Below are 21,913 nucleotides of genomic sequence, written 5' to 3' on the forward strand. Positions count from 1 at the left end.
GTATAGCAGGGTCTCTGACGGGCATTAATCATCCACTCAGAGAGGAAACTATGTCGTCTTTTTCATCTTCAGAAGCGCAGTCAAAGCGCGGCGGGACGCGAATTTCGGAAACACGATCCATCGATTACATCCCGGATAATGAACGGCACGGCCACCCCTTCAGCCAGTTTACGCTGTGGTTTGGCGGCAATCTGCAGATCACCGCCATCGTGACCGGGGCGCTGGCAGTGGTGCTGGGCGGGGATGTGGTGTGGTCCATTATTGGCCTGCTGGTGGGGCAGGTGCTGGGCGCGGTGGTGATGTCATTTCATGCCCTGCAGGGTCCGCGCCTCGGGCTGCCGCAGATGATCATCAGTCGCGCCCAGTTTGGTGTGCTGGGCGCGGTGATCCCGCTGGCGCTGGTATGCGTGATGTATGTCGGCTTCTCCGCCAGCGGGACAGTGCTGGCAGGACAGGCGATGGCCAGGCTGCTGTCGGTCTCGAACGTGGCCGGTATGATCCTGTTCAGCGCGATCATTATCGTGATTGCGGTGCTGGGATATAAGGTGATCCACAAGCTCGGCAAGGTAGCGAGCGTGGTGGGGGTGCTGGCGTTTGTCTATCTGTTTATCGCTCTGCTGATCGCCAGCGATATGGGCGCTGTGATGCAGAATAACCACTTCTCGATGCCGATGTTCCTGCTGGCGGTGTCGCTCTCCTCCTCATGGCAGATCGCCTTTTGTCCCTACGTCTCCGACTATTCCCGCTACCTGCCGCGCGACGTCTCAGGGGTGAAGACCTTCCTCTCCGTCTTCAGCGGTACGGTGCTGGGCACCCAGGCGTCCATGACGCTCGGGGTGATTACCGCGGCAATCGCCGGCAGCGCCTTCAAGGGGCATGAGGTGAGTTACATTGTCGGGCTGGGTAAAAGCGAGGCGATGGCGATGGTGATCTACTTTGCGATCTGTTTTGGCAAAATCACCTTTACCACCCTCAACGCCTACGGCAGTTTTATGTCGTTGACCACCATTGTCTCGGGTTTTCGTCAACAAACGACGCTGAGCCAGAAAAGCCGCGTCACCTTTGTGGTCCTGATGGTGACCCTCTCCTGCGTGATTGCGCTGCTGAGCGAACCGGCATTCCTGAAGCATTTCACCCATTTCCTGCTGTTCCTGTTAGCCTTTTTCGTACCGTGGAGCGCCATCAGCCTGACCGATTACTTTATTATCTCCCGTAAAGCGGTAGATATTCCGGCGCTGTTCGATTCCCGTGGTCGCTACGGGCACTGGAACATGTTTGCCATCAGCGTCTATGTTGTTGGCGTGTTGATCCAGCTACCGTTTATTGAAAACCCGCTCTACCACGGCTCACTGACCTGGCTGTTTGCCGACAACGATGTCTCGTGGGTGATTGGCTGGTTCTGCACCGCAGCGCTCTATTATGGCTTGCGGCGTTTTGATCGGCGGGTGCTGCCGACAAAGACGATCTATCCGGCCTCGGGCAGGTGAAAGAGGTGTCAGCGATCCCGCAGGTCAAACGGGATCGCGGCTCTTTTACCGGGAGTTAAAAGCAAAACCTTCGTCGGCCCAGCCGGTCATTCCACCTATCATAATTTTCACCGGGCGGCCCATCTGCGCCAGCTTCAGCGCGGCGCGATCCGCACCGTTGCAGTGCGGCCCGGCGCAATAGACCACAAACACTGTATCGGAGGGCCACTCCGCCATTCTTTGCTCGGTCATATCGCGATGTCGCAGGTGCAGCGCCCCAGGAATATGACGGCGGGCGAATGCCTCCGGACTGCCGACCACATGCAGCAACACAAAATCGACATCCCCCTCTTTAAACGCGGTATGCACATCGTCGCAGTCTGTTTCCACGCTCAGTCGCTGTAAAAAATGGTTTGCTGCGACATCTGGCGACGCAGCAGGATAATCAGTTACATAGCTCATAAACACCTCCAGGAATGAGTCTTTACTCTACGGTGGAGTCGCGGCTTTGACAGCTGGCAGAAATGCCAGATAACATCAAGATCATGACAAAACGCATTGAGCGCGGTGATGAATAATCCTCTGGTGGTTGTGCTGGCCTATGACGGACTCTGTACCTTTGAATTCGGTATTGCTGTCGAAATTTTCGCGCTGCCCCGCCCCGAGATGGGCCAGGAGTGGTATCGCTTTGCGGTGGCGGGTGTTGATCCGGGTGAGTTACGCGCAACGGGTGGCTTCAGACTGGTGGTGGATGGCGGGCTGGAGCTGCTGAGTGAGGCCGGAACGATCATCGTGCCCGGCTGGCGAGGGGCGGATGTTCCGGTGCCCGCCGCGCTGTGCGAGCAGCTTGTCGCGGCACATCGACGCGGGGCGAGGATCCTCTCTATCTGTTCCGGAGTCTTTGTGCTGGCCGCCGCAGGGTTACTCGACAACCGGCAGGCGACCACCCACTGGCGTTATACCGACCTGCTGCAACAGCGTTATCCCGCCATTCAGGTCACGCCTGACGTGCTCTATATCGATAACGGTGATGTGTTGACCTCCGCAGGCAGCGCGGCGGGTATCGATCTTTGTCTGCACCTGGTGCGCCGGGATTATGGCAGCGTGGCGGCCAACCGCGTCGCGCGTCGGCTGGTGGTGTCGCCGCATCGCGACGGCGGCCAGGCCCAGTTTATTCAGCAGGCGGTGCCTGTCGCTTATGAAGGCCATCGCCTTGGGGCACTCTTCGACTACCTGCATGCCAGGCTTGCCGAGCCACATACCGTCGAGTCGCTGGCAAAATTTGTCGGGATGAGCCCGCGTACCTTTTTGCGCCGTTTCACCGCCACCACCGGCAAGACGCCCGCCCAGTGGTTGCTCCATGCCCGCCTGAGCCGCAGCCAGGATCTGCTGGAGAACAGCCAGCTGTCGATTGAGCGTATCGCGGAGGAGGTGGGGTTTGGCAGCGTGGCGACGATGCGTCATCATTTCAAAAATCAGCTGTCGACGACGCCTGCGGCATACAGGAGAGGGTTTTATTCTTCAGCAGAGTAATAATGGACGATGTTGTTTAATGATTCTACAGGCGAGACAGCGAGCCTTTGATAAAAAAAATCCACGCCATAGCGTGGATTTTTTTCAGATCAGTTAACGCATCCGCAGATGCATGACCTTTAAACGTTAAACAGGAAGTTCATCACATCGCCATCTTTAACGATGTAGTCTTTCCCTTCTGCACGCATCTTACCGGCTTCTTTCGCGCCTTGCTCACCCTTGTAGGTGATAAAGTCTTCAAAGGCGATGGTCTGGGCACGGATAAAGCCTTTCTCGAAGTCGGTGTGGATTTTACCCGCCGCCTGTGGTGCCGTCGCGCCGACAGGGATAGTCCAGGCGCGTACTTCTTTCACGCCAGCGGTGAAGTAGGTCTGCAGGTTCAGCAGCTGGTAACCGGCGCGGATCACGCGGTTCAGACCTGGCTCTTCCAGACCCATCTCAGCCATGAACTCTTCACGGTCGGCATCGTCCAGCTCGGCGATATCAGACTCGACAGCCGCACACACGGCCACGACCACAGAACCTTCCGCCGCTGCGATTTCACGCACTTTGTCCAGGTATGGGTTGTTTTCAAAACCGTCTTCATTGACGTTGGCAATGTACATGGTCGGCTTCAGGGTCAGGAAGCTCAGGTATTTGATCGCCGCTTTGTCTTCGTCAGTCAGGTTTTTCAGCGCGCGCAGCATGCCCGCGTTTTCGAGCTGTGGCAGACATTTTTCCAGCGCAGCCTGTTCCGCTTTCGCGTCTTTGTCGCCGCCTTTGGCTTTCTTCTGCACGCGCTGCAGGGCGCGCTCGCAGGTATCCAGGTCCGCCAGTGCCAGCTCGGTGTTGATGACCTCGATATCATCCGCCGGGTCCACTTTGTTGTTCACGTGGATGATGTTGTCGTTCTCAAAGCAACGCACAACGTGGCCGATCGCTTCGGTTTCACGGATGTTGGTCAGGAACTGGTTACCCAGGCCTTCACCTTTCGATGCGCCTTTTACCAGGCCTGCGATATCCACGAACTCCATAGTGGTTGGCAGAATGCGCTGCGGCTTTACGATCTCCGCAAGCTGATCGAGACGCGGATCGGGCATGGGTACGACACCGGTGTTTGGCTCGATGGTACAGAACGGGAAGTTAGCCGCTTCGATGCCCGCTTTAGTCAGCGCGTTAAACAGGGTGGATTTGCCAACGTTAGGCAGACCAACGATACCGCATTTGAATCCCATTTCTGAATCACCTTAATGTCTTGATATTCAACACGTTAACATTAACGAGTCGAAGAAAAGTAAATAACTACGCCTATTATACACGTAACCCGCAGCCTGCGGGGCAAAAAAGCCGTTTCGCGCCGCTTATTGCGCTTTGAAAGCGTGAAGACGGTTGGTGGCTTTAGTTAAACCATCCTGCAACCAGATTTCGGTGCAACGCGCCGCTTCGTCTACCGCCTCGTCGATCAGTTTCTGCTCGGAAACCGGTGGCTTACCGAGAACAAAACCAACAACTTTGTTTTTATCGCCCGGATGGCCAATCCCCACGCGTAAGCGATGGAAGTTAGGGTTATTGCCCAGTTTGCTGATGATGTCTTTTAAGCCGTTGTGCCCGCCGTGACCGCCACCGAGTTTGAATTTCGCCACGCCCGGCGGCAGATCCAGTTCGTCGTGCGCCACCAGGATCTCATCCGGATTGATGCGATAAAAGGTCGCCATCGCGGCCACCGCTTTACCGCTTAAATTCATAAACGTCGTAGGCACCAGCAGACGCACATCGGCGCCAGCCAGGTTAACGCGAGAGGTAAACCCGTAGAATTTAGGCTCTTCACGCAGAGGGGAGCGTAACCGCTCGGCCAGCAGATCAATATACCAGGCGCCAGCATTATGGCGGGTGGCAGCATATTCCGCGCCAGGGTTAGCCAGGCCGACAATCAGTTTAATCGTCACGTTTTTGTTCCTGAAAGTGCTAAGTCTGGCGCGTAGTGTACTGTCTGCCGCGTCGGTTGACAAAATTCTGCTAAGCGACACGTAGAAACTGAATAATCCCGGAGCTGAACCATTAGAATTTCATGCTACTCAAAGGCTTATTTGTAAAGTTTTGTTGCACCGAAGTACGTATTTGTGATCGTTGACGCAATCCGCAAAACGGGTGGTGTCTATACTTTACACACAAGGAATAGGGAGATTATTCCCTTACAACCCAAAGTTCCGGAGGTGCTATATGAAACGCAAAAACGCTTCGCTACTCGGTAACGTGTTGATGGGGTTGGGATTAGTCGTCATGGTTGTCGGCGTCGGTTATTCCATTTTAAACCAGCTTCCGCAACTTGACCTGCCACAATACTTCGCCCATGGCGCAGTGCTGAGCATCTTCCTGGGTGCGGTACTTTGGCTGGCCGGGGCTCGCGTCAGTGGCCACGAACAGGTCTGTGACCGCTACTGGTGGGTGCGCCATTACGATAAACGCTGCCGTCGCGAACAGCATAAGCACAGCTAACCAGTGACAGCGCGAAAAACGGTTTCTTCGGAAGCCGTTTTTTTTGCCTTTTTTCTTGACCCTCACGTAACGTAAGGCACCAGAGTGACCGCGATGGCAAGATAAAAGGAGCAGCGATGTTAATTCAGGTTGGCCTGTTGGCGAAGCGAGCGGGGATCACCGTTCGGACATTACACCATTATGAGCAAACCGGCTTGCTGCTGCCCTCTGCCAGAAGTGCGGCAGGTTACCGTCTTTATACCCTCGCGGATGTACAGCGGCTACACCGTATCCAGGTGTTAGCCAAAGCGGGGCTGGAGCTTGCCGAAATTAAAGAGGTTCTCGATCGGGATCCGCGCTCCATGGTGGATCTCCTGGACGCGCAAATCGCGCTGCTGGATAAACAGATGCGCAGCATTCAGACGCTGCGCGAGCAGCTCGTGAGTTTGCATAGCGCGCTGGCCGCAGGCACCGAGCCCGATCTGGAATCCTGGTTACAGACGCTGGAGTTAATGACGATGTACGATCGCTGGTTCAGTAAAGAAGAGTTACAGGCATTACCGTTTGCGCAGCAGAGTGACACCCTGGCAGAGATCTGGGCAGGGCTGGTGGCTGAAGCCCGGCGCATGCTGGCGGAGAAGGTGGATGTTGCCGACCCACGCGCTACCGGGCTGGCTACGCGCTGGATGACGCAACTTGAGCAGGATACCGCGGGCAACCCCGACTTCCTGACCCGCCTGAATGAGATGCACAGCGTGGAGCCGCAAATGCGTGAGCAGACAGGAATCGACGCTGACATCCTCGATTTCATCACGCGTGCCTTCGCCGAGAGCAAGCTGGCTATCTGGCAGCGCTACCTGACCCCCGAGGAGATGGCGTTTACCCGTGCGCACTATTTTGATCGCATGATGGAGTGGCCTGCACTGGTGGCAAAACTGCATCAGGCAAGCCGGGAAGGGGTGCAGGCAGATAGCCCGGAAGCACAGCGGCTGGCGGAAAACTGGCTGGCGCTGTTCCAGTCTTACGCAGGGGATAATCCTGCAACTCAGCAAAAATTCCGCGAGGCGATGCAGCAGGAGCCGCATCTGATGAAAGGGACCTGGATGACGCCTGCTGTGCTCGAGTGGCTTCAGCAGGCGATCGGCATCATGATGCAGCGGCGGATGTCACAGATCCGCTAACGCCGCCTCACGGTCAGGATAGAACGCCAGACGGCCCGAAATGGGCTGAACCCCTGCGCGCGCCATCGTGCGCAGGGGCTGGAATTCGAGATTGGTCACCCGCAGTTCACAGCCTTCCGGCAGACGTTGTACAAAACGCTGGAAGGCGTCCAGCCCGCCGGCATCCAGCACCGGGACCGCATCCCATTTCAGCACCACGACACGTTTCCCGACAATGCGCGACTCCAGTTCGCTGAACAATCCTTCCGCGGCGGCAAAAAACAGCGGGCCGATGACTCGCAGCACCAGCACGTCTTCCGGCGTGGAGACATTGACGCTGGCCAGGCGGGTCATACGGGCAATGCGACGCATAAACAGTAATGATGCCAGCACAATCCCGACGCTTATCGCAATGACCATGTCAAACAGCACCGTCAGCGACATGCAGATCAGCATTACGATGATGTCGTCTTTGGGGGCGCGGCGCAGCAGGTTGATGACTTTATGTGCCTCGCTCATGTTCCATGCCACCATCAGCAGCAGGGCGGCCATGGCCGAGAGCGGCAGCCAGGAGAGCAAGGGCGCCAGCACCAGCAGGGCGAGGATCACCAGCACCGAATGGACCACCGCCGAGACCGGGGACGTGGCGCCCGCGCGCACGTTGGCCGCGGAACGGGCGATGGCCGCTGTGGCGGTAATGCCGCCGAAGAACGGGGCGATAATATTCCCCAGTCCCTGGCCGACCAGCTCGCTGTTGGCTTTATGTTTGGTGCCGGTCATGCCGTCCAGCACCACGGCGCAGAGCAGCGACTCAATCGCCCCCAACATCGCCATCGAAAATGCGGCTGGCAGCAGGGCGCGCAGGGAGTCCCAGCTTAAGGTAAAGCTGGAGCCGGGCAGATCCCACGGCAGCACCAGCTGGGGCAGAAGCTGCGGAATACCGTTACCCTGGGAGCCATCCGCCAACACATAGTGGAACTGCGAGCCGATAGTGGCGACGTGGCCGCCCAGCAGATTGACTATCCCCATCACCGCGCAGCCCAGCAGCAGGGCGGGCAGGTGTCCTGGCAGGCGGATGCCCAGCCGTGGCCAGAGGATCAGCGTGCCCAGGGTCACCACGCCAATCGCCGCATCGCCCAGGTTTGTCGTCGGCAGCGCCATCGCCAGCGCCCCCACTTTTTGCAGGTAATGCTCCGGCACGTGGGCCATCTGTAAGCCAAGGAAATCCTTAATCTGCATGGTGCCGATGGTGATGCCGATCCCGGAGGTAAAGCCCAGGGTCACGGAAAGTGGAATGTACTCAATCAGCCTGCCAAAGCGCGCCAGACCGAACAAAATCAAAAATACCCCGGACATCAGGGTCGCCACCAGCAATCCGCCCAGACCAAACTGCTGAGAAACCGGATAGAGGATCACCACAAAGGCCGCGGTCGGCCCGGAGACGCTGAAGCGCGACCCACCGGTCAGGGCAATCACAATCCCGGCGACGGCGGCAGTGTAGAGGCCATACTGCGGCGCTACGCCGCTGCCAATGGCCAGCGCCATCGCCAGCGGAATGGCAATGATACCGACGGTGATCCCGGCGATCAGGTCACGAGTGAAGCGTGACAGGGTATATTTCTCTTTCCAGCAGGCGTCGATGAGGGCGCGGAAGGGAAGAACATGAGAGGAAGCGTTTTTCACAATCATCATCCATGTGCGCATCATCTGTCATATCAATGGCAGGTGAAGGAGGCATTAATCATACAAATAAATACTACAGACAAAAAAACCCGCCGTAGCGGGTTTTCTGACTGCGTCCGATTAGTGTTCGAACATTGCAGAGATAGATTCTTCGTTGCTGATACGACGAATCGCTTCTGCCAGCATCCCGGACAGGGTCAAAGTACGCACGTTTGGCAGCGCTTTGATCTCGTCGCTCAGTGGGATGGTGTCGCACACCACAACTTCATCAATGACGGAGTTGCGCAGGTTGTTCACGGCATTGCCGGAGAAGATCGGGTGAGTCGCGTAAGCGAATACGCGTTTAGCACCACGCTCTTTCAGCGCTTCGGCGGCTTTGCACAGAGTGCCGCCGGTGTCGATCATGTCGTCAACCAGCACGCAGTCACGGCCAGCAACGTCACCGATGATGTGCATCACCTGAGAAACATTAGCGCGCGGACGACGTTTGTCGATGATCGCCATGTCGGTGTCATTCAGCAGCTTGGCGATAGCGCGAGCGCGAACCACGCCGCCGATGTCTGGAGAAACCACAATCGGGTTGTCCAGGTTCAGCTGCAGCATATCTTCCAGCAGGATTGGGCTGCCGAATACGTTATCAACCGGAACATCAAAGAAGCCCTGGATCTGCTCGGCATGCAGGTCAACCGTCAGAACACGGTCAACGCCAACACTGGAGAGGAAGTCAGCAACAACTTTTGCGGTAATTGGCACACGTGCGGAACGGACGCGACGGTCCTGACGGGCATAGCCAAAGTAAGGGATGACAGCAGTGATACGGCCAGCGGAAGCACGGCGCAGGGCATCGACCATAACAACCAGTTCCATCAGGTTGTCGTTAGTTGGAGCACAGGTGGACTGGATGATGAAAATATCACCACCGCGTACATTTTCGTTAATTTGTACGCTGACTTCGCCATCGCTAAAGCGACCTACGGCGGCGTCGCCAAGAGAAGTGTACAGGCGGTTGGCAATACGTTGTGCTAGTTCCGGGGTGGCGTTACCAGCAAAAAGCTTCATATCAGGCACGAGAAGAACCTCAGGCATGCGTCCAGTGGTGGATAGTTCGCCGTAAACTGTGCGGGCCAGGCGAATGCTATCCAGGCGGTGTATTAAAGAGCGCGATGCAACGTCTGGAACAAGGTGACGTTGTCACCGAAACTCAGATTGCGCCAGAATGGCCTGCTGTAGCGGGGAGATATTCATACCGCGCGCCACGAAACCATGCAGCCATTCTGGAGCCAGCTCGAGCACCTGACGTGCAGCGGATTCCGTATCAAATTCAGCAAAGACACAGGCTCCTGTGCCAGTCAGGCGCGACGGCGCGTATTCTAACAGCCAGGAAAGCGCTTCATCAACCTCGCGAAAACGTTTTCTTGCGATATCCTCGCAATCGTTGCTGAATTCACATTTTAATAACGTTTCTATTGACCGGACGGGCGTATCGCGTGGAAGGTCCGGATCTTTAAAGATAACCGGGGTGGGAATGCTGACGCCCGGGTGGGCGACCAGGTACCATTTTTCCGCGGGTTCGGCCGGGGAGAGGATCTCGCCCACCCCTTCGGCAAAGGCCGCATGCCCGCGGACAAAGACCGGCACGTCGGCCCCGAGCGTTAACCCGAGCGCGGCCAGTTCATCCACCGTGAGATCGCAGCCCCACAGGTGATTGAGTACCACCAGCACGGTGGCGGCATTTGACGAGCCACCGCCGAGCCCGCCGCCCATCGGCAGCCGTTTCTCCACGCGGATATCCGCGCCGCTGCCCGCTGGCAGACGTCCGCTTTGCTGCGCCGCCGCCATCAGCAGCCGGGCAGCCCGCACGATCAGGTTATCTTCATCGGCCACACCCTCCACCGGAGTGAGCAGACGAAGCTGCCCATCCTGACGCGGCTCAATCGAAATGGTGTCGCCGTAGTCGATAAATTGAAACAGCGTCTGCAGGGTGTGATAGCCGTCCGCACGCTGGCCGGTGATGTATAAAAACAGGTTAAGTTTTGCGGGTGAAGGCCAGTGGGTCATCATTTGACAATCCAGTTATCCATCTTCAGCTTGATGCGCTGGCCGCCTTCGGTCAGTTCCAGGCTGGTTGGCAGGACCGGTTTGGTGTTGCTGTCGTAGCCGCCGTAGACCACGTGCCAGTTTTTACCGTTCTGGCTGTAGTTCACTTCACTCAGACGGTACTGATCGTCGAGTTTGTAGTCGGTGGCGTCGCCCGGCAGACCAAGGATCCACTGGCGCAGGCTGGTAATCGGAATTGGCATTCCGGTCAGCTTGCCGATCATCTCTTCGGCATCGGTGCCGGTATATTTCTGCCCTTTGTTATCGGTGATTTGCGCGCTGCCTGGCTGGGCAATCAGCTCCATCTCGGTGCTCCCCACCGGGTTGAGCAACAGCAGGCGATAGCGATCCTGGCCGGTCTGCTGCCAGAAGAAGCGGGCATACACTTTCTGCTGATCCGACAGATACGCAAAGGCACCGCGGGTCTGGTACTGGCTTAAACCACGCACCTCCTGCTGGTGCTGACGCCACTGCGGTGAGTCAGGGCTTTTGCCTGGCCCTTTGGGCGGCGTAATGGAACATGCGGTAAGTACCAGCGCGGCGAGGGGCAGGAGGCGAATCAGTCTGGTCATAATAATGACAAATCCTTGAGATACGTGGCGGTTATAGTTCTTAATGCTAGCGCCCGTATGCGGCAGCGTCTACGCTCAAGTTATCCTAAATCATAGAATTAACCATGCTACTTCAGGTTCAGAGGCGTTGGCTGCATCGCGAACTTTTTTGGTTAATATGAACTGGTAACCTATTACTCCGAAAGGGGGCAGTCTCTTTTATTGATCTCGCGCATCCTGTATGATGCGCCCTGCTAACCTTATTAACGCTGGTACTACTCCCGCTCATATGACCCTTTTAGCACTCGGTATTAACCACAAAACAGCCCCGGTATCACTGCGAGAACGTGTGACGTTTTCGCCAGACACGCTCGACCAGGCGCTGGAAAGTCTGCTTGCCCAGCCGATGGTGCAGGGGGGCGTGGTGTTGTCTACGTGCAACCGTACTGAGCTCTATCTCAGCGTGGAAGAGCAGGATAACCTGCATGAAGCGCTTGTCCGCTGGTTATGCGAATACCACAACCTGAACGAAGAAGAGCTGCGCAACAGTCTTTACTGGCATCAGGATAACGATGCGGTCAGCCATCTGATGCGCGTGGCCAGCGGCCTTGATTCGCTGGTACTCGGCGAGCCGCAAATTCTCGGGCAGGTGAAAAAAGCCTTTGCCGATTCGCAAAAAGGCCACCTTAAGGCCAGCGAGCTGGAGCGTATGTTCCAGAAATCCTTCTCTGTCGCCAAGCGAGTGCGAACCGAAACCGACATTGGCGCCAGTGCCGTTTCCGTTGCGTTTGCCGCCTGTACGCTGGCGCGCCAGATCTTTGAATCCCTCTCGACGGTCTCTGTGCTGCTGGTCGGCGCAGGCGAAACCATTGAGCTGGTCGCGCGTCATCTGCGCGAGCACAAAGTGAAGAAGATGATTATCGCCAACCGCACCCGTGAGCGCGCCCAGGCGCTGGCGGATGAGGTCGGCGCGGAAGTGATTGCCCTCAGCGACATCGACGCCCGTCTGAACGAGGCGGATATCATCATCAGCTCCACCGCCAGCCCGCTGCCGATTATCGGCAAAGGCATGGTAGAGCGCGCCCTTAAGTCCCGCCGCAATCAGCCGATGCTGCTGGTGGACATTGCCGTTCCGCGTGATGTCGAACCGGAAGTGGGCAAGCTGGCGAACGCCTATCTCTACAGCGTGGACGATCTGCAAAGCATCATTTCCCACAACCTCGCCCAGCGTAAAGCGGCGGCGGTGCAGGCCGAAACGATTGTCGAGCAGGAAACCAGCGAATTTATGGCCTGGCTGCGCGCGCAAAGCGTCAGCGAGACGATTCGCGAATACCGCGGTCAGGCGGAACAGGTACGTAATGAACTGACTGCCAAAGCGATGGCGGCCCTGGAGCAGGGCGGCGATCCGCAGGTCATCATGCAGGAACTGGCATGGAAACTGACCAACCGTTTGATCCATGCCCCAACCAAATCACTTCAACAGGCTGCCCGTGACGGGGACGACGAACGCCTGAATATTCTGCGCGACAGCCTCGGGCTGGAATAGCGCGCCATACCCATTTTATAATTAAAAGGTGCACTTACGCCTATGAAGCCCTCTATTGTCGCCAAACTGGAAGCGCTGCACGAGCGCCATGAAGAAGTTCAGGCGCTGCTCGGCGATGCCGCGACCATTGCCGACCAGGAACGTTTCCGCGCCCTGTCGCGCGAATATGCACAATTAAGTGACGTTGCGCGCTGCTTTACCGCCTGGCAACAGGTTCAGGAAGATATTGAAACCGCGCAGATGATGCTCGACGACCCGGAAATGCGCGAGATGGCGCAGGAAGAGTTGCAGGAAGCGAAAGTCCGCTCCGAAGAGATGGAACAGCAGCTGCAGGTGCTTCTGCTGCCAAAAGATCCGGACGATGAGCGCAACGCCTTTGTAGAAGTGCGCGCCGGAACCGGCGGGGATGAGGCGGCCCTGTTTGCCGGGGATCTGTTCCGCATGTACAGCCGCTACGCCGAGTCGCGTCGCTGGCGTGTGGAGATCATGAGCGCCAACGAAGGCGAACATGGTGGCTATAAAGAAGTGATCGCCAAAATCAGCGGCGAGGGCGTATACGGTCGCCTGAAGTTTGAGTCCGGCGGCCATCGCGTCCAGCGCGTCCCGGCCACCGAATCCCAGGGGCGTATCCATACCTCCGCCTGCACCGTGGCGGTCATGCCTGAGCTGCCGGAAGCTGAGCTGCCGGATATCAACCCGGCGGATCTGCGTATCGATACCTTCCGCTCCTCTGGCGCTGGCGGTCAGCACGTTAACACCACCGATTCCGCGATCCGTATTACCCACCTGCCAACCGGCATCGTGGTGGAATGTCAGGACGAACGTTCCCAGCACAAAAACAAAGCCAAAGCGCTCTCGGTGCTCGGCGCGCGTATTCACGCCGCAGAGATGGCGAAACGCCAGCAGGCGGAAGCCTCAACCCGTCGTAACCTGCTGGGCAGCGGCGATCGCAGCGATCGCAACCGCACCTATAACTTCCCGCAGGGTCGTGTGACCGATCACCGCATCAACCTGACCCTCTATCGTCTGGATGAGACGATGGAAGGCAAACTGGATCTGCTGATCGAACCTATCGTGCAGGAATACCAGGCCGACCAGCTGGCAGCGCTGGCAGAGCAGGATTAATGGATTTTCAGCACTGGCTACAGCAGGCGATAAGCACGCTGGCGGGGGGCGAAAGCCCCCGTCGCGATGCGGAGATCCTGCTGGAGCATGTGACGGGTAAAGCACGCACTTATCTTCTCGCCTTTGGCGAAACGCAGCTGACTGCTGACCAGCAGGCTCAGCTTGATGCACTTCTGGCGCGGCGCAAAACCGGCGAGCCGGTGGCGCACCTGGTGGGCGAGCGTGAGTTCTGGTCGCTGCCGCTCTATGTCTCTGCGGCAACGTTAATTCCCCGTCCCGATACCGAATGCCTGGTGGAGCAGGCGCTGGCGAGATTGCCCGCCACCCCCGCGCGCATTCTGGATCTCGGCACCGGCACCGGGGCCATCGCCCTGGCGCTGGCCAGCGAGCGTCCGGACTGTCAGGTGACGGCGGTAGATCTCATGCCCGATGCGGTGGCGCTGGCTCAGCGTAACCTTGAGCGCCTGGCGTTAGAGAACGTGACGGTGCAGCAGAGCAGCTGGTTTACCGCCCTTGCTGACCAGCAGTTCGAGATGATCGTCAGTAACCCGCCCTATATCGATGAGTGCGATCCGCATCTCGGCGAAGGGGATGTGCGCTTTGAACCGCGCAGCGCGCTGGTTGCGGCGGATCACGGACTGGCAGATCTCAGCCATATTATTATCCAGTCTCGCCAACACCTGGTCAGCAATGGCTGGCTGCTGCTGGAGCATGGCTGGACGCAGGGCGAAGCGGTGCGCAATCTCTTCCTGCAGGCCGGTTTTGCCCAGGTCGAAACCTGTCGTGACTATGGCGGCAACGAGCGCCTGACCGTGGGCAAATGGCATGAATAGCTTCTCTGTACTGATCGCCCTGCACCTGACGGCAGTCGTCCTGACCGTCAGTTTTTTTGCGCTGCGTTACTGGTGGCGTTACAGCAATAACGCCCTTATCAACGCGCGCTGGGTGCGGGTGCTGCCGCACTGCATCGACACCGTGCTGTTTCTTTCCGGGGCGGGGTTGATGTGGGTGACCGGTTATCTGCCGTTTACAGATGAAGGGTCATGGCTGACTGAAAAGCTGTTTGGCGTTATCATCTACATCGTTTTGGGTTTTATTGCGCTGGGACGTCACCGTCCGCGCAGCCAGCAGGCGGGGTTTGTTGCCTTTCTGCTGGGGCTGGTGGTGCTGTACATCATCATTAAACTCGCCACCACAAGAATACCGATACTGGGGTAAGTCATGGAGTCCTTGGCCGATTTCGAATTTAACAAAGTGCCGCTGTGCGATGGAATGATTAAGGTATCAGAGATGATCCGCGATGATTTCATTTCACAATACGTCTACGATGAACTGGAGAAACTGGTGAGTCTGGCGCGTGAAGAGATTAATCAGGCGCGCCCTCAGGACTGGCAACTGGAGAAACTGATTGAGCTTTTTTATGGCGAGTGGGGCTTTTGCGATACGCGTGGCGTGTATCGGCTCTCCGACGCGCTGTGGCTCGATCAGGTACTGAAAAACCGTCAGGGCAGCGCTGTCTCCCTGGGGGCGATTTTATTATGGGTAGCGCACCGTCTTGATATTCCGCTGGTGCCGGTCATCTTCCCAACGCAGATGCTGCTGCGCGCCGAGTGGCTGGACGGCGAGATGTGGTTAATCAATCCCTTCAATGGCGACACGCTCGACGATCATACGCTTGATGTCTGGCTGAAGGGCAACATCAGCCCGATGGCGGAGCTCTACAACGAAGATCTGGACGAAGCGGATAACGCCGAGGTGGTCCGCAAGCTGCTGGATACGCTGAAGTCAGCGCTGATGGAAGAGCGGCAGATGGAGCTGGCCTTGCGTGCCAGTGAGGTGCTGCTGCAGTTTAACCCGGAAGATCCGTACGAGATCCGCGACCGCGGCCTTATCTACGTGCAGCTTGAGTGTGACCACGTTGCACTGAATGATTTGAGTTATTTTGTTGAGCAGTGTCCGGAAGATCCGATCAGCGAAATGATCCGCGCGCAGATTAATTCCATCGCGCACAAACAGATTACACTGCATTAATCTTAATTCCGATTCACACCTGAATAAGGCGATCCTATGAAACAAAAAGTGGTTAGCATTGGCGATATCAACGTGGCGAACGACCTGCCGTTCGTGCTGTTCGGCGGCATGAACGTACTGGAATCCCGCGACCTCGCGATGCGTATCTGCGAACACTACGTCACCGTGACCCAGAAGCTGGGTATCCCGTATGTGTTTAAGGCCTCTTTTGACAAAGCCAACCGCTCCTCTATTCGCTCTTACCGTGGCCCGGGCCTGGAAGAGGGGATGAAAATTTTCCAGGAGCTGAAGCAGACCTTTGGCGTAAAAGTGATCACCGACGTCCATGAAGCAAGCCAGGCGCAGCCTGTGGCAGACGTGGTTGACGTGATCCAGCTGCCCGCGTTCCTTGCCCGTCAGACCGATCTGGTCGAAGCGATGGCGAAAACCGGCGCTGTTATCAACGTGAAAAAACCGCAGTTCGTCAGCCCAGGCCAGATGGGGAACATCGTCGATAAGTTTATCGAAGGCGGTAACGACCAGGTGATCCTGTGCGACCGTGGTTCCAACTTCGGTTATGACAACCTGGTGGTCGACATGCTGGGCTTCAGCGTGATGAAAAATGTCTCTAACCAGTCGCCGATCATCTTCGACGTGACCCACTCCCTGCAGTGCCGCGACCCGTTTGGCGCAGCCTCAGGCGGCCGTCGTGCACAGGTTACCGAACTGGCGCGCGCCGGTATGGCGACCGGTCTGGCGGGTCTGTTTATTGAAGCCCACCCGGATCCAGCCAACGCGAAATGCGACGGCCCATCCGCGCTGCCGCTGGATAAGCTGGAGCCGTTCCTGAAGCAGATCAAGGCGATTGACGATCTGGTCAAGAGCTTTGAAGAGCTGGATACGTCCAACTAATTTGATGAAAGAAAAAACCCGCCGAGGCGGGTTTTTTTATGCCCGGCGGCGCTGCGCTTGCGCGGGCCTCCGGGTTCGGTGGTAATACTGCGTCACGCAAATATCGTCATCAGATAGGCCGCAAACAATGCCATGTGCGCCGCACCGTTGAGCACATTGGTGCGCCCGGTGGAAAACGAAATCTGGCACAGCAGCAGCGACGCCACCATCACAATCATCTCTGGTGCCCCCAGGCTGAACTGCAGCTCGTTACCGGTGAGGAAGGCGATCAGCGTCACCACCGGCACGGTCAGGGAGATGGTCGCCAGCACCGAGCCAAAGAAGAGGTTCATGGCACGCTGCACCTGGTTGTTCAGCACGGCACGTAATGCTCCCAGCCCTTCCGGGGAGAGGATCAGCAGCGCCACCAGGAAGCCGGTAAAGGCCACCGGCGCGTTCATCGTCGTCAACAGCGTCTCCAGCGGTGCGGCATTCATCTTGGTAACCGCAATGACCGCAATCAGATGCACCACCAGCCAGACCGTATGCCACAGGCTGCTGTGCGCGGACGGCTTGCCGTGGTGCGGGTCATCGTCGTCGCTCTCATCTTCATGCTCATACACGAACAGACTCTGGTGTGTTTTGGTCTGGATCAGCAGAAACACGCCGTACATCGCCGCAGAAATCAGTGCCACAAGCAGGGCCTGACCGGTAGTGAAATTGGCCCCCGGCAACGCCATCGGGAATACCAGCACGATAATCGCCAGCGGGAAGAGGGCGATCAGGTACTGCTTAATACCAAACAGGTTCAGATATTGCGTCGCGAATTTGCGCCCGCCCAGCAGCAGCGAGAAGCCGACCAGCCCGCCGGTGACAATCATAATGATGGAGTAGAGCGTATCGCGCATCAGGGTAGGCGCCGCATCACCGGTCGCCATCAGGGCGGAAATAAGGCTCACTTCGAGAATAACGACGGAAAGACTTAAAATCAGGGAACCGTAGGGTTCGCCCAGGCGGTGGGCCAGCACGTCGGCATGGCGTACAACACTAAAAGCACTGCTCAGAATACCCACGAGGGCCAGAATATTAATCCCGATGACCACTGGCAGTGACTGCGCGCTTCCCCAGAAGAGCAGCACGGCCAGGGCCAGCACCGGGAAAATGAGAGACGTCTCCTTATGACGGGTTTTCACCGTCTCGTGTGCGGTTGTCATGTATTTCTCCGTTTTGGCAGGTGCTTGTAATTATAGATAGAAAAAGAGGAGGTTAAATTAACAGATCCCTTTTAATTTCTGAGTATCTTTTACTTAATTTTACGGTACAGGTGAATTATTCCACGAGAGCGTCATAATAATATATTTTTGTTAAATAGGGTCTTAATAACAGTGCATTAAGAAAATGAAACTCAGAATTATAGATTCGACTGGAAGCCTGCGGCATTGTCGACCACACTTATTAAGTGAATAAAAAGAGGGGGTTGCTATGCCATACAAATCGAAAACTGATTTACCGGATAACGTTAAGAACGTACTGCCTGCCCACGCGCAGGATATCTACAAAGAAGCCTTTAACAGTGCCTGGGATCAGTACAAAGATAAAGAGGACCGCCGGGGCGATGACAGTCGTGAGGAGACCGCTCACAAGGTGGCCTGGGCGGCGGTGAAGCAGGACTACGAAAAGGGAGACGATGATAAGTGGCATAAGAAGAAATAGTCATTGCTTAGTTAGCTGTGCTTAATAGTTTGCACCGTCGGCTTTGACTTTTAAGGCGGTCGGCCTCGCGCTCTGTTGCACCCGGCGAGATTATTGCATATCGTCACCGTACTGCTTTCTAATTGAGCAGTAAAAGGACCCGGAAGGTTCATAAAGTGAGGGCAGGGATGCAGGCAGTGGCGGAGGTGCAATATGTTAACGCGTGATTTTCTTATGAAGGCCGACTGCAGAACGGCCTTTGGTGCGATCGAAGAATCGCTTCTGTGGTCAGCCGAGCAGCGCGCAGCGTCGCTGGCTGCGACCCTGGCCTGCCGTCCGGACAACGGTCCGGTATGGCTCTTCGGCTATGGTTCCCTGATGTGGAACCCGGCGCTGGAGTATGTTGAATCGGCAACCGGGACGCTTCCGGGCTGGCATCGTGCCTTCTGTTTGCGCCTGACCGCCGGACGCGGCAGCGCCTGCCAGCCAGGCCGTATGCTTGCACTAAAAGAGGGCGGACGCACCACCGGCGTGGCCTACCGTCTGCCGGATGCGACCCTGGAAGAGGAACTGGCGCTGCTGTGGAAGCGTGAGATGATCACGGGCTGCTATATGCCGAGCTGGTGTCGGCTGGAGCTGGATGATGGACGCACCGTTAACGCCCTGGTCTTTATTATGGATCCGCGCCATCCGCTGTTTGAGGCCGACACGCGCGCGCAGGTCATCGCCCCGCTGATCGCCGCCGCCAGCGGCCCGCTTGGCACCAACGCACAATATCTCTTCTCGCTCGATCAGGAGCTGACGCGTCTCGGCATGCAGGATGATTGTCTTAACGAGCTGGTGTCGCGGGTGCGGGCACTGCTGGATAACGAATCGCCGGAAAGCCAGCTGCGCCCCGGCTTTGCCTGAAAAAAAGCCCGGTGACAGTGCGCCACCGGGCGAAGAATGATCAGGCTGCGACGTAGCTGATGGAGTGCTCAAGCGACTGGCTGTGGCTGTCGATGAGCACCTCCCAGGTTCCGGTATAAGGCACCGTGAGCCAGGCGCTGTCCCTGTTCTGTACGCTTAAAATATCTGCCTGCGTTTTACGTGGCGCTTTGTTACTCATCAGATGAATATGACAACGCTCTGAGCAGCGCACCACTACCGTATCCCCGCCAAACAACTTCAGACTTGCTTTTACCAGTGCCATTTTTTTACCCCGTATCCGGAAACAACGCTCTCCTTGCGGCTAATCCTGAGCGTGATGTTGTTCACAATTCACTCATGGCATAACACCAAAGGGAAGGGGTCGGAGTGCTGATTTTGATCAAAAAATGGCATAAGCCTTAAACAAAAATGACAAAATGCCTGAAAGCACGCAGCGGACATCGCTTTACGCGGCTTTCAGGCAGCGGATTAACATTAAATGCGGAAATGACCGGCGGTTTCAGCGAGGTCGCCTGCCTGACCCTGCAGGGCGCTGGCGGCGGCAGCCGACTGCACCACCAGTTCGGCGTTCTGCTGCACCATGCTGTCCAGATTGAGCACCGCGCGGTTAATCTCCTGAATGCCTTTCATCTGCTCGCTGGTTGCCACGGTGATCTCCCGCATAATCCCCGACATGCTGCCAATGCTGGTGACGATCTCATTCATGCTCTGCCCGGCAAGATGCACATAGCGCGACCCGGTCGCCACGCTGTCGGTGGTGGAGTCGATCAGGCTTTTGATCTCTTTTGCCGCCTGGGCGCTGCGGCTGGCGAGATTGCGCACTTCGCCCGCCACCACGGCAAAGCCGCGCCCTTGCTCACCGGCACGCGCCGCTTCAACTGAGGCGTTCAGCGCCAGAATATTGGTCTGGAAAGCAATGCCGTCAATCACGCTGGTGATGTCGCCAATTTTGGTCGAGGCGGCTTCGATGGATTGCATGGTGGTGATCGCCTGCGACACCACGTTGCCGCCCCGCGTCGCGGCCTCGGCAGCTTTGCCCGCCTGCGCGTTCGCCACGGCGGCAGATTCGGTGGACTGCGCCACGGAGGCGGTGATCTGCTCCACGGCGCTGGCGGTTTCACGCAGGCTGGAGGCGGCCCGCTCGGTGCGGCCAGAGAGATCCTGGTTCCCGGCGGCAATCTCCTGGGCGGCGTTCTTCACCGAGGCGCTGGCGTCGCGCAACTGCACCATCACCACCGCGAGTTTATCGCTGAAGGCGTTAAAAGCATGGGCGATCTGCGCCACTTCATCGTCACCTTTCTCCGGCAGACGCTGGGAGAGATCGTTGGTGCCGTTGGCAATGGCGTGCATCGCATCGCGAATATCCGACAGGCGCTTCAGCAGGCGGGCTATCACGAAATGCACAACCACCGCGCTGAGCAGCACCAGCACAACCAGCGACAGGGAGGAGGCTTTCAGCAGGGTGCGCATACCTGTCGTCGCATCATCGCTGTCAAGCGCGACAATCAGCTGCCACTGGGTACCGGCAATCGGGGTTGCGGAGAAGGTTTTCGCCACGCCGTTGTACTCCCCCTCGGCGCTGTTGCCATTCTTCAGCGCAGCCAGATCGACGCCGCTGATGACCGCTTTAAAAGGCTTTAAGGTCAGCTCGGGATCGCTGGCGGCGATGACCGAACCCTCGCTGTCAACCAGCAGCCCGCTGCTGGCTGGTGTCGGATGGATGCCGCGCACGTTGGCGATCACGCTGTCCATCGCCACATCGCCCGCCAGCACCGCTTTCAGTTCGCCGTTCTCTTTCACCGGCACGGCGAAAGTGACCACCAGCTTTTTGGTGCCGGTATCCACATACGGGGCGGTGACGACGGCGCGATCCTCTCTCACCGCCTGCTGATACCACGGACGCACCGTTGGATCGTAGTCGGCAGGTACCCCTTCAGGATTGGAAAACTTCGCGGTTTTGCTGGCGTAGCCGGCATAGACGTTGATAAACCCGCCCGCCTGCGCCAGCTGTTTAAACATTGGTACCGGATCGTCGCTCAGGACGACGTTCTGCAGGGAGTTGATCACCAGCGTCTTGCTGCTGACCCAGTCGGCAATCGCCATGCTGTGGCTGGCGCTGGTGCTGGCCAGTATCGAACGTTGGGACTGTTGATTATCCTGACGCGTGACCTGGAAATTAATCACGGTATTCAGTAAAAGCGCGGCGATCAGACATCCGACCGTCGCCGCAATAATACGAGCGCGAATTGACCTGAACATAATAGTTATACCTGCTGTGTTGTTGTAAAAAGCCTATCGGCATCGGGCAGGCAAACTTGAAGCTGGAACCGCGCTCATAAGAAAAAAATATTTTTTCTAATGGATTATTAGAAAGTTAATAGTTTATCCGCGGATAGCGTCCACTGCGCCAGCTCCACCAGGGTACCAATCTCCACCCCGTCGATCAGCGGCAGGGCGCTGATACCGCGGCCATCGGCGCAGGTTTTGCACAGCTTCACCGGCACGTTTTGCGCCGTCAGGATCTCCAGCATCTGCTGGATGTTATAGCCCTCCGCCGGTTTTTGCCCACGCAGTCCGGCAGTCACCGCGTCGGACATCAAAAACAGGCGCAGATCCAGGTCACTCTCCTGCTCGCGTAAGGCAATCGCCAGTCGCAGGCTGTTGAACAGCGATTCGCTGCCATAGGCCGCACCGTTAGCGACAATCACAATCTTCTGCATGTTGACTCCTGAATAATGAAAAGGCATGAAAATTGCTTCTCTCTTCGGCAGACAC

At 57.2% G+C, this 21,913-nt stretch carries 23 protein-coding genes; 12 read left to right on the forward strand and 11 right to left on the reverse strand.

The features are described from left to right. The first annotated feature begins 101 nt into the window (after positions 1-101). Entirely contained in the window at positions 102-1,487 is a 1,386-nt protein-coding gene (locus DVA44_RS09750) for a cytosine permease (protein WP_168194512.1), read from the forward strand. 45 nt (positions 1,488-1,532) lie between these two features. On the opposite strand, the gene DVA44_RS09755 is transcribed toward DVA44_RS09750, so the two are convergent. After that, positions 1,533-1,928 (reverse strand): rhodanese-like domain-containing protein, encoded by a 396-nt coding sequence (locus tag DVA44_RS09755; protein ID WP_114386498.1) that lies wholly within the window; start codon positions 1,926-1,928, stop codon positions 1,533-1,535. A 108-nt stretch (positions 1,929-2,036) separates the two neighbouring features. Between DVA44_RS09755 and ftrA the strand changes: the two genes are divergently transcribed. Beyond that, entirely contained in the window at positions 2,037-2,999 is a 963-nt protein-coding gene (gene ftrA, locus DVA44_RS09760) for a transcriptional regulator FtrA (protein WP_114388397.1), read from the forward strand. 119 nt (positions 3,000-3,118) lie between these two features. On the opposite strand, the gene ychF is transcribed toward ftrA, so the two are convergent. After that, on the reverse strand, positions 3,119-4,213 hold the full coding sequence (gene ychF, locus DVA44_RS09765) for a redox-regulated ATPase YchF (protein ID WP_103822293.1): 1,095 nt from the start codon (positions 4,211-4,213) through the stop codon (positions 3,119-3,121). Positions 4,214-4,339: 126 nt separating this feature from the next. Continuing rightward, complete coding sequence (gene pth, locus DVA44_RS09770; RefSeq protein ID WP_114386500.1) at positions 4,340-4,924, reverse strand: aminoacyl-tRNA hydrolase; 585 nt, start codon at positions 4,922-4,924, stop codon at positions 4,340-4,342. Between the two features lie 274 nt (positions 4,925-5,198). On the opposite strand from pth, the gene ychH reads away from it, so the two are divergent. Next, positions 5,199-5,474: a stress-induced protein YchH gene (ychH, locus tag DVA44_RS09775; RefSeq protein ID WP_103179956.1), complete on the forward strand. Its 276-nt coding sequence runs from the start codon at positions 5,199-5,201 to the stop codon at positions 5,472-5,474. A gap of 116 nt (positions 5,475-5,590) precedes the next feature. Further along, positions 5,591-6,634: a MerR family transcriptional regulator gene (locus tag DVA44_RS09780; protein ID WP_114386501.1), complete on the forward strand. Its 1,044-nt coding sequence runs from the start codon at positions 5,591-5,593 to the stop codon at positions 6,632-6,634. Here DVA44_RS09780 and dauA read toward each other — a convergent pair. The 4 genes from dauA to lolB form a co-directional block, all read right to left on the reverse strand. After that, positions 6,620-8,296 (reverse strand): C4-dicarboxylic acid transporter DauA, encoded by a 1,677-nt coding sequence (dauA, locus tag DVA44_RS09785; protein WP_168194514.1) that lies wholly within the window; start codon positions 8,294-8,296, stop codon positions 6,620-6,622. The genes DVA44_RS09780 and dauA overlap by 15 nt on opposite strands. 120 nt (positions 8,297-8,416) lie before the next feature. Continuing rightward, a complete protein-coding gene (gene prs / locus DVA44_RS09790; protein WP_003856663.1) occupies positions 8,417-9,364 on the reverse strand; it encodes a ribose-phosphate diphosphokinase in 948 nt (315 codons plus the stop codon). Positions 9,365-9,487: 123 nt separating this feature from the next. Continuing rightward, positions 9,488-10,357, reverse strand: a complete 870-nt coding sequence (ispE, locus tag DVA44_RS09795) for a 4-(cytidine 5'-diphospho)-2-C-methyl-D-erythritol kinase (protein WP_114314700.1) — start codon at positions 10,355-10,357, stop codon at positions 9,488-9,490. Further along, positions 10,354-10,965 (reverse strand): lipoprotein insertase outer membrane protein LolB, encoded by a 612-nt coding sequence (gene lolB, locus DVA44_RS09800; protein WP_114386502.1) that lies wholly within the window; start codon positions 10,963-10,965, stop codon positions 10,354-10,356. Before lolB ends, ispE begins: the two co-directional genes overlap by 4 nt. Before the next feature lie 268 nt (positions 10,966-11,233). Here lolB and hemA point away from each other — a divergent pair, with 268 nt between their 5' ends. The 6 genes from hemA to kdsA are packed head-to-tail and all read left to right on the forward strand — an operon-like array spanning position 11,234 to position 16,537. Continuing rightward, the gene (gene hemA, locus DVA44_RS09805; RefSeq protein WP_114386503.1) at positions 11,234-12,490 is read left to right on the forward strand and encodes a glutamyl-tRNA reductase; all 1,257 of its coding nucleotides are present in this window, start codon (positions 11,234-11,236) and stop codon (positions 12,488-12,490) included. A 42-nt stretch (positions 12,491-12,532) separates the two neighbouring features. Beyond that, positions 12,533-13,615 carry a peptide chain release factor 1 gene (gene prfA / locus DVA44_RS09810; RefSeq protein WP_103822290.1) on the forward strand — a complete coding sequence of 361 codons (1,083 nt, stop codon included), beginning with the start codon at positions 12,533-12,535 and terminating at the stop codon, positions 13,613-13,615. Continuing rightward, complete coding sequence (prmC, locus tag DVA44_RS09815; RefSeq protein ID WP_114314701.1) at positions 13,615-14,448, forward strand: peptide chain release factor N(5)-glutamine methyltransferase; 834 nt, start codon at positions 13,615-13,617, stop codon at positions 14,446-14,448. The genes prfA and prmC overlap by 1 nt, the downstream gene beginning before the upstream one ends. After that, positions 14,441-14,833, forward strand: coding sequence for an invasion regulator SirB2 (gene sirB2, locus DVA44_RS09820; RefSeq protein WP_103822288.1), 393 nt, complete (start codon positions 14,441-14,443; stop codon positions 14,831-14,833). Before prmC ends, sirB2 begins: the two co-directional genes overlap by 8 nt. Positions 14,834-14,836: 3 nt before the next feature. Next, a complete protein-coding gene (sirB1, locus tag DVA44_RS09825; RefSeq protein WP_103179948.1) occupies positions 14,837-15,646 on the forward strand; it encodes an invasion regulator SirB1 in 810 nt (269 codons plus the stop codon). A 36-nt stretch (positions 15,647-15,682) separates the two neighbouring features. After that, a complete protein-coding gene (gene kdsA, locus DVA44_RS09830; RefSeq protein WP_114386505.1) occupies positions 15,683-16,537 on the forward strand; it encodes a 3-deoxy-8-phosphooctulonate synthase in 855 nt (284 codons plus the stop codon). Positions 16,538-16,629: 92 nt separating this feature from the next. On the opposite strand, the gene chaA is transcribed toward kdsA, so the two are convergent. Then, on the reverse strand, positions 16,630-17,730 hold the full coding sequence (gene chaA / locus DVA44_RS09835; protein ID WP_114386507.1) for a sodium-potassium/proton antiporter ChaA: 1,101 nt from the start codon (positions 17,728-17,730) through the stop codon (positions 16,630-16,632). A 268-nt stretch (positions 17,731-17,998) separates the two neighbouring features. On the opposite strand from chaA, the gene chaB reads away from it, so the two are divergent. Further along, complete coding sequence (chaB, locus tag DVA44_RS09840) at positions 17,999-18,229, forward strand: putative cation transport regulator ChaB (RefSeq protein ID WP_103179945.1); 231 nt, start codon at positions 17,999-18,001, stop codon at positions 18,227-18,229. A gap of 192 nt (positions 18,230-18,421) precedes the next feature. Further along, positions 18,422-19,117, forward strand: coding sequence for a gamma-glutamylcyclotransferase (locus DVA44_RS09845; protein ID WP_103179944.1), 696 nt, complete (start codon positions 18,422-18,424; stop codon positions 19,115-19,117). A gap of 40 nt (positions 19,118-19,157) precedes the next feature. Here DVA44_RS09845 and DVA44_RS09850 read toward each other — a convergent pair whose 3' ends face one another. The 3 genes from DVA44_RS09850 to ychN all read right to left on the reverse strand — a co-directional run bounded on the left by DVA44_RS09850 (position 19,158) and on the right by ychN (position 21,858). Continuing rightward, the gene (locus DVA44_RS09850; RefSeq protein ID WP_103822284.1) at positions 19,158-19,400 is read right to left on the reverse strand and encodes a DUF1883 domain-containing protein; all 243 of its coding nucleotides are present in this window, start codon (positions 19,398-19,400) and stop codon (positions 19,158-19,160) included. Positions 19,401-19,612: 212 nt separating this feature from the next. After that, positions 19,613-21,397 carry a methyl-accepting chemotaxis protein gene (locus tag DVA44_RS09855; RefSeq protein ID WP_114386509.1) on the reverse strand — a complete coding sequence of 595 codons (1,785 nt, stop codon included), beginning with the start codon at positions 21,395-21,397 and terminating at the stop codon, positions 19,613-19,615. Positions 21,398-21,504: 107 nt separating this feature from the next. Beyond that, a complete protein-coding gene (gene ychN, locus DVA44_RS09860; protein ID WP_103179941.1) occupies positions 21,505-21,858 on the reverse strand; it encodes a DsrE/F sulfur relay family protein YchN in 354 nt (117 codons plus the stop codon). Positions 21,859-21,913: the final 55 nt, after the last annotated feature.

The organism is Leclercia sp. W17 (assembly GCF_003336325.1).
GTDB lineage: Bacteria > Pseudomonadota > Gammaproteobacteria > Enterobacterales > Enterobacteriaceae > Enterobacter.